Annotated in this window: 6 protein-coding genes and 1 tRNA gene; 4 read left to right on the forward strand and 3 right to left on the reverse strand. The window is 74.7% G+C overall.

The window, feature by feature from the left end:
• Together ABZ371_RS25715 and ABZ371_RS25720 are read right to left on the reverse strand one after the other, a co-directional pair.
• A partial coding sequence (locus ABZ371_RS25715) for a GTP-binding protein (RefSeq protein WP_358683755.1) occupies nucleotides 1–1,534 on the reverse strand: 1,534 nt, incomplete at its 3' end.
• Nucleotides 1,531–3,174, reverse strand: a complete 1,644-nt coding sequence (locus ABZ371_RS25720; RefSeq protein WP_358683765.1) for a dynamin family protein — start codon at nucleotides 3,172–3,174, stop codon at nucleotides 1,531–1,533. The genes ABZ371_RS25715 and ABZ371_RS25720, both read right to left, overlap by 4 nt.
• Nucleotides 3,175–3,492: 318 nt before the next feature.
• Here ABZ371_RS25720 and ABZ371_RS25725 point away from each other — a divergent pair.
• The 4 genes from ABZ371_RS25725 (at nucleotide 3,493) to ABZ371_RS25740 (ending at nucleotide 6,174) form a co-directional block, all read left to right on the forward strand.
• Nucleotides 3,493–3,565, forward strand: a tRNA-Arg gene (locus ABZ371_RS25725).
• Between the two features lie 178 nt (nucleotides 3,566–3,743).
• Nucleotides 3,744–3,947, forward strand: coding sequence for a hypothetical protein (locus ABZ371_RS25730; protein ID WP_358683757.1), 204 nt, complete (start codon nucleotides 3,744–3,746; stop codon nucleotides 3,945–3,947).
• 237 nt (nucleotides 3,948–4,184) lie between these two features.
• The gene (locus ABZ371_RS25735; protein WP_358683759.1) at nucleotides 4,185–5,471 is read left to right on the forward strand and encodes a phosphoribosyltransferase; all 1,287 of its coding nucleotides are present in this window, start codon (nucleotides 4,185–4,187) and stop codon (nucleotides 5,469–5,471) included.
• A gap of 127 nt (nucleotides 5,472–5,598) precedes the next feature.
• Nucleotides 5,599–6,174 (forward strand): GNAT family N-acetyltransferase, encoded by a 576-nt coding sequence (locus tag ABZ371_RS25740; protein ID WP_358683761.1) that lies wholly within the window; start codon nucleotides 5,599–5,601, stop codon nucleotides 6,172–6,174.
• 248 nt (nucleotides 6,175–6,422) lie between these two features.
• On the opposite strand, the gene ABZ371_RS25745 is transcribed toward ABZ371_RS25740, so the two are convergent.
• Nucleotides 6,423–7,851 (reverse strand): von Willebrand factor type A domain-containing protein (locus ABZ371_RS25745; protein WP_358683763.1); only part of this gene is annotated, 1,429 nt, incomplete at its 5' end.

Raw genomic sequence — 7,851 nt, forward strand, 5'->3', positions numbered from 1 at the left:
CCACGCGCCGGCCCCCCGTACGTCCGCGGGTCCCGCCGCCCGGCGGCGGGCCGGCGTTCCGTGACAGCTCGTCCAGGGCCTCCGGCAGTCCGCGCGCGCCGTTCACCGCCGCCTCCCGCACGGCCTGGGCCCACGGGGCGGGCAGTCCCTCGACGGCGTCGTCCGCCAGCATCCGCACGGCCTGCTCCACCCGCTGCCGGGCCGTCAGCTCGTCCTCCGCGGGAGGTGCGAGCACCTGGGCCATCAGGTCCAGGCCGCCGATCTGCCGGGTGGACCGGTACCAGCGCCACAGCCGGAGCCACGGCGTCCCGCAGGCCCTTCCCGCGTTCCTGCGCCACTCCCGTTCCGCCGCCTGACCGGCCGCCGTCGCGCCGACGGCCTCCGCGAGCCGGTCGGTGAACTGCTCGCGGGACCGCTCATCGAGGCCTGGGCGCCCCTCCGCGACGTACACGGGTCGCAGCCGCGCGGCCGCCGCGTCCACGTCGGCGGAGAGCCGCAGCGTCGCCGCCGCACGGTCCTGCACCAGCTTTCCGAGCAGTTCGCGCAGGTCGGCGACCCCCTCGCCGGTGAGTGCGGACAGCGGCACGACGGTCGCGCCCGGCTCCCCGTGCTCCCCGACCACCATGCCGTCCTCGTCGAGCAGCCTGCGCAGGTCGTCCAGGACCAGATGGGCCGACTCACCGGGAAGCCGGTCGATCTGGTTGAGCACCACGAAGGTGACCTCCGCGTGCCCCGCGAGCGGACGCAGATAGCGCTCGTGCAGGGTGGCGTCCGCGTACTTCTCCGGGTCGACCACCCAGATCACCGCGTCGACCAGCGCCAGGACCCGTTCGACCTGGTCCCGGTGGCCGGTGGCCGCCGAGTCGTGGTCGGGCAGGTCCACCAGCACGAGGCCCTGCAGCGCCTCGTCGGCCTGCGCGCTGCCCGGCACCGGCCTGCGCCGCAGCCGGCCGGGGATGGCCAGCCTGTCCAGCAGCCCGGCGGCACCGTCCGTCCAACTGCAGGCGATCGGCGAGGACGTCGTCGGCCTGCGCAGCCCCGTGTCGGAGATCTGGGCCCCCGCGAGGGCGTTGAACAGCGTGGACTTCCCGCTGCCGGTGGCGCCCGCGACGGCCACGACCGTGTGCCGGGAGGAGAGCCGCCGGCGGGCCGACGCCTCGTCGAGCACCCGTCCCGCCTCGGCGAGGACCTCCCCCTCGATCCTGGCGCGGGAGAGCCCGACCAGTTCGCGCAGCGCGTCGACCCGCTGCCCGAGGGCGCCGCCCGGCAGTCCGTACGCCTCGACCTGCGGCCGCGCGTCGTCGTCCGGCAGGAGGTCCGCCCGGGCGTCCCCCGGTACGGCGTCGGCGGCACGCCGCGCGATGAGGCCGTCGTCCCAGTGCCGCTCGCCGGTGCCGTCGTCCCGGCGCCGTCCGTCGGCCCGCTCGCCGGTCCCGTCGTCCCGGCGCGGCTCGCCGGCCCCGTCGTCCTCCCGGCTCCTGCCGGGCTCCGGTGCCGGCCCGTGGTCGCGGCCCTGATCAGTGACGGCAGTCATCGCTGCCACCTCGCCTTCTGGAGTACGGACAGCGCGGCAATGAGTTCGGCCTGCGGTTCCGGGGAGACCTGGAGTGCGTCGAGTGGTCCGAGCCGCCGGTCGCGTTCGGCGAGCAGGACCTGTTCCAGGTAGCTGGTGAGCAGCGCGCCCCCCTTGTCGCCCAGCCGCAACGCCCCCTGGGCCCCGATGCGTTCGGCGAGCTGCTCACCGGCGCTCCGGGCCCGGCGCCCGCCCAGCAGGGAGGCGGCCAGCAGCGCGGCGACGGTCTCGGCGTCGGGTGCGGCGCCGCGTTCCAGCAGCCGCACCTCCTCCTCGGCCAGTTCCTCCAGGACCCGCCGCCAGCGCCGTACGGCCATGGCGATCCGGCCCTGCACGTCCTCCGCGGGCCCCCAGCCGCCGGCCTCCCGGCCGGGGCCCTCGAACCGGAAGCCGCCCGCGGCGGGGTCCCGCCGCCATGCGGTGCGGATCTGTTCGTCGGCGGCGGCCACCGCACACTGGAGCAGCGCCGCCAGGCTTTCCACGAGTGCGTCCAGCAGCTCACCGGCCGTGCTGTAGAGCGGATATCCGCGCCACCGGGTGCGGGCGCCCCCGGCGAGCACGGCTCCGTCCCGCAGGCGCCGCCGGACCCGGGAGGACTCCTTCGCGTAGGCATCCTCGACCACACCCGTCAGCCGCACGGCCGCCGCGTACTGAGCGGCCACGGCCCCGGCCAGTTCGGGCAGCCGTGCGTCGAGCGAGTCGATGACCCCGGACGCGGTACGGCCCACCGCCTGCTGGCGTGCGGCCGGGTCCTGCGCCCGGTGGGTGAGCCAGGCCCGCAGCGGGGCGACGGCCGTGGTGGGCAGCAGGCCGCTGCCACCACCTGCGGACTCGGGCAGTTCGGGGATGGTGAACCGGGGCACGTCGCCCAGTCCGGCCCGGGTCAGGAGGGCCGCGTACTGCCGCGACACCTCGGTGATCACCTGGTGCGGCACCCTGTCCAGAACGGTGACCAGCGAGGCGTCGTACTCCTTGGCGGTGCGGAGCATGTGCCAGGGGACCGCGTCGGCGTACCGGGACGCCGTGGTGACCATGACCCACACGTCGGCGGCGCAGATCAGTTCGGCGGCCAGGACCCGGTTGCGCACGACGAGCGAGTCGATGTCGGGGGCGTCCAGGAGGGCGAGGCCCCGGGGCAGCGTCGCCGCGGTCTCCACGCGCAGCACGGTCCCGTCGCGGTCGCCGTCCGCCCCGAAGTGGTCGGGCCCGTCCCGGTCCTGGGCCTGGCCGGGCGGCAGCCACACCCGCGTCAGCTGGGGCAGCACCCGGACTCCGGCGAACCAGTGGTGGTCGTCCGGGTGGCAGACGAGCACCGGGGTCCGCGTCGTGGGGCGCAGGACACCGGCCTCGCTGACCCGGCAGCCCACCAGCGAGTTGACGAGTGTCGACTTGCCCGCGCCGGTGGATCCTCCGATCACGGCGAGCAGCGGCGCCTCGGGGTCCTTGAGGCGGGGGACGAGGTAGTCGTCCAGCTGGGCAAGCAGTTCGGTTCTCGTCTGCCGGGCCCGCTCGGCCTGGGGCAGCGGAAGCGGAAGACGCACGGCGGCGACACAGTCGCGCAGGGCGGAGAGTGCGTCGATGAGCTGGGGCCGTACATCGATGGTTACCACATGGGAAGAATGCCCAATTATGACGGCTTTTTGAAGCGTATAGGACTCTCTGCGCGGCGAATCCATCCCGGGGGACAGAGGGGACGAGTGGGACGCAGGCATAACGACTGCACAACACCCGGGGCGCGAGGCGCCAAAAGCGATGCACGAATCGCACCTACCTGCGATTATCGGTTCGCTTCACTGAACCTCCACATCGTGTCACGCAGGTGAAGCAACCGGGACGAGGTGATCTGAGCCCTATCCTTGTCCCGGCACGGTCACGGATGGCTTGAATCAGCGCCCTCCGGGCCGTAGAGGCCGGCACCGGCCCCCGTAGCTCAGTGGATAGAGCAGGCGCCTTCTAAGCGCTTGGCCGCAGGTTCGAGTCCTGCCGGGGGCACACAGCGCGCACCACTGTGAGGCCCTCCACCCCGGAGGGCCTTTCCGCTGGTCGAACGCACACTAGAGAGTGCCCCGTAGAGGACGCGTAAGCGCGGGACAGGCATCGAGCGGCCCGGGGCGGCCCGGCACCGTCCGGCTTGCCAGGGGGTTTCCAAGGGCGCCACGGAGAACGCGCGGTGACGCGCTCCTCGCTTCGACAGCCCCCTTCGCGCCTGCTCCGGGCCGCCCCGCGCTCGGCCCGGCAGCTGCGCCGCAACCTCACCACCCGCGATCGCCGGATCGAACACCATCGAGGGGTACGCGGGTACGCGGCGACGGTCGACGACGTGGAAGCCCCCATGCCCGGTGAGGAGCCGCTGGAGACCAGGGAGAAGGCGTAGGCATGGCTGGAGGCCTACCGGCGCGGTGTGACCTGCGCCCAGGCCCCCGCAGGTGCCGGAGACGAGTGAGCCGGTGAGCGCACCCCCGAGAAGGGACGGCCGACGGGGAACCCCGGTTCTCCCCGTGACGGCGCACGCCCTGACTTGCCGAACACCCGGGCATGGGCTTGTTTCGGAAGTGGAGGTGTGCGGGGCCCCGCCGGCGCGCCCCGCCGGAGGCATCGGAGGCGAACCATCGTGCTGTTCACCGACCGGACCGACGCCGGGCGGCAGCTCGCCGGGGCGCTGCGGCACCTGGGACGGCGCGACCCCGTCGTCCTGGGCCTGCCGCGCGGCGGCGTCCCGGTCGCGTACGAGGTCGCGCGGGAGCTGCGAGCCCCGCTGGACGTCGCCGTGGTCCGCAAGCTCGGGGTCCCCCACCACCCGGAGCTGGGCTTCGGCGCCATCGGCGAGGGCGGGGCACGGGTCATCAGCGACGACATCGTCCGGCACGCCGGGGTCCGGGAGAAGGACCTCGCAGCCGTCGAGCGGGCCGAGGAGGCGGAGCTCGCGCGGAGGGCGCACGCGTACCGGGAGGGCCGCCCGCGCCTCCCCCTGACGGGCCGTACCGTGATCGTGGTGGACGACGGCATCGCCACCGGGGCGACCGCCAGGGCCGCCTGCCAGGTCGTACGCGCCCAGGGCGCCGGGTACGTGGTGCTCGCCGTGCCGGTCGCCTCCCCGGACGTGGCCGTCCGGCTGCGCGAGGACGTGGACGAGGTGGTGTGCCTGTCCACGCCCGGCCTCTTCTCCGCAGTCGGTGAGTGGTACCGCGACTTCTCCCAGACCTCCGACGAGGAGGTCGTCTCCCTGCTGGCACGGGCGCCTTCGGGCGACGGCTCCACGCCGGCCGTAGCCGAGGAGGTGGAGGTCGTGTCCGGCGGCGCCGGCCTCGCCGGGGACCTCGTGCTTCCCCGGGGCGCGCGGGCCGTCGTGGTCTTCGCCCACGGTTCGGGCAGCAGCCGCCACAGCCCACGCAACCGTTCCGTGGCGGCCGGGCTGAACGGGGCGGGCCTCGGCACGCTCCTCCTCGACCTCCTGACGCCCGGGGAGGAGGACGACCGGGCGAACGTCTTCGACATCGGGCTGCTCGCCGGCCGGCTGGCCGACGCCACCCGCTGGCTGGAGCGCCGCGTGTCCCTTCCGGCAGGTCTCTTCGGGGCGAGCACGGGTGCGGCCGCCGCGCTCCGGGCCGCCGCCGCACCCGGCTCGGGCGTCGGCGCGGTGGTCTCCCGGGGCGGACGCCCCGACCTGGCCGGAGCGGACCTGTCCCGCGTCCGGGCACCCACGCTGCTCATCGTGGGCGGCGCCGACAACACGGTGATCGACCTCAACCGGCAGGCACAGTCGGCGCTGAGCTGTGAGAACCGCCTGGAGGTGGTCCCGGGCGCCACCCACCTCTTCGAGGAGCCGGGCGCCCTCGACCAGGTCGCGGGTCTGGCCACGGAGTGGTTCACCGAGCACCTGGTCCGGCGGTCCGCCTGAAGCCCGGAGGCGGTGGCCCGTCCCCCGTCCGACGCTCCGCGAGGCCGTGGCCCGGTCGCCGGCCGGCGACACCCCGTCCACCGCGCCCTATCCTGTACCCGCCGAGCGGCTCGGGAGGGATGCGGCCATGCGGGTCCGACAGGTGAGTGGCCAGGACGTTCCCGCGTACGCGGAGGGCGTGCGGCGGGTGTACGCCGAGGTGTTCTCGGCGCCGCCGTGGAACGAGGACCCCGCAGCGGCGGCGGCGTACGTCGAGCGGCTCGCCACCGACGCCGAGCGCCCCGGGTTCACCGCCGCGCTGGCCGTGGACGCGGACACCGTGCTCGGCTTCGCCACCGCGTGGACCACGCCCCCGGTCTTCCCCACCGACCGCAGTTACGGAGACGTGGCCCGCGCGCTCGGCGGCGGGCGCGTCAGGGCGTGGCTCTGCGGGGCGGTGGAAATCAACGAACTGGCCGTCGCCCCGGGCGCACGCGGCGCCGGGGTGGGCGCGGCGCTGCTGACCGCCGTGTCCGAGGGCGCTGTGGACGGTCGGTGCTGGCTGCTGACGTCCACACACGCCGGGGCCTCGCTGCGCTTCTACCGGCGCGCCGGATGGCACCAGGTCCCCGTGCCCGTCCCCGGCAGGGCCGGCCTCGTCGTCCTGCTGGGCCCGGACCATCCCGCGGCCTCCGGTCCCGCCGCCCTGGAGACGCGGGCGTGAGCAGGGTGACGCGGAAGCGCTCGTCCGCACCCGTGTGAGCGTGGGACGGCGGGAAGCGGCCCGCGGGCCACGGTCGTCCGCCTCCCGAATGCGGCTTGTGTCGCTTCACTCCTCGCGGAACTCCCCCACGCCGGCCCGTCGCCGGTGGGCGTCGACAGGGGGTCCGGGACGGGGCGTCCGCGACAGGGCCCGCCTGCCGGAGCGGGCCCGGCGGGAAGCGGTCTCCCGCCGGGCCCGGACGAGCCGTGTCAGCCGACCTCGCCCTCGCCACCCGTCGGCTCGTCGCCGCCGCCGTTCCTGAGCCGGTCGGCCTGCTCGATCGCCGTCGCGAGCTTCCCGACCGAGCCGTCCTCCGTGGTCCGGGCCAGCTTCCGTGCCCGCTCGGCGAGTGTGCCGAGCGGCGGTGTGCCCGGCAGGTCGCCGCCGCGCAGGGTGTCCGCGAAGTACGCGGCTACCGCCGCCACCTGGAGCCGTGCGCCCGCGCCGTCCCACAGCTCGCCGTCGATCGCGCCGGTCCCCACCGAACCGGACTCCTCGTGCGCCTTCCGTGTGGCCGGGTCGAGCCACCGGACGGTCGCGGTCGCCACGTGGCCGGAGGCACCCGCGCGGAGGCGTACGGCGTAGAGCGCGGTCACCGTGTGGCCGGGGCCCACCTCGCCGCCGTCGACGGTGTCGTCGCGGAAGTCGTCGTCGGCGACCTTGCGGTTCTCGTAGCCGATGAGCCGGAACTGCCGGACGGTCCTGCGGTCGAAGGCCACCTGGGCCTTGGCGTCCCGGGCCCGCAGTTCGACGTGCGCGGGCAGTTGGTCGACGAAGACCTTCCTGGCCTGGGCCTCGTCGGCGATGTACGTGGTGTTGCCGTCGCCCTTGTCGGAGAGGCGTTCCATCAGTGCGTCGCCGTAGTCGCTGCCGAGACCGACGCCGAACAGGGTGATGCCGTACTCCTTACGTGCGTCCCCGACGCGTGCGAGGATCGCGTCGGCGTCGGTCTCACCGGTGTTGGCGAGTGCGTCGGAGAGCAGGACGACCCGGTTGGTGGCTCCCTCGCGGTGACCGTCCACCGCTTCCTCGTAGCCGCGCTCGACACCGGCCGCCACGTTGGTGGAGTCGCCGGGTTCCAGCGCCGCGACGGCGTCCCGGATCCTGGTGCGGTTGCCCCGGAGGCGGGTCATCGGCAGCCGGGTCTCGGCCTCGCCGCTGAAGGTGACCAGGGAGACGGAGTCGTCGTCCCGCAGTTCGTCGGTGAGGATGCCGAGCGACGTCCTGGCCAGATCGAGGCGGCCCGGCTCGGCCATCGATCCGGAGACGTCGACGACGAAGGTCAGCGCGGCCGGGGGGCGTTCACCCGTGCCGGTGGCGGCCCCGGTGGCCAGTCCGACCCGCACGAGGGACCAGTCAGCGGCGTCGCCGCCGGGCCGGGCACCGTCCACGCCGACCGAGAAGCCGTTGCCCTTCGGCCGCTCGTAACCCTGGCGGAAACTGTTGACGAACTCCTCCGGTCGCACCGTCTCCGGCGTCGGCAGGCGTCCCTCGCCCAGGGTGCGGCGCGCGTATCCGTAACTGGCGGTGTCCACGTCGAGGGCGAAGGTCGAGAGGTAGTCGGGTGGCGCCACCTCGCGGGCGTCGCCGTCCTTCGCGCCGTCCCCCTTCCGTTGCGCGCCGTCCGGCACCGCGGAC

The organism is Streptomyces sp. NPDC005899 (genome assembly GCF_040629645.1).
Taxonomy (GTDB): Bacteria; Actinomycetota; Actinomycetes; order Streptomycetales; family Streptomycetaceae; genus Streptomyces.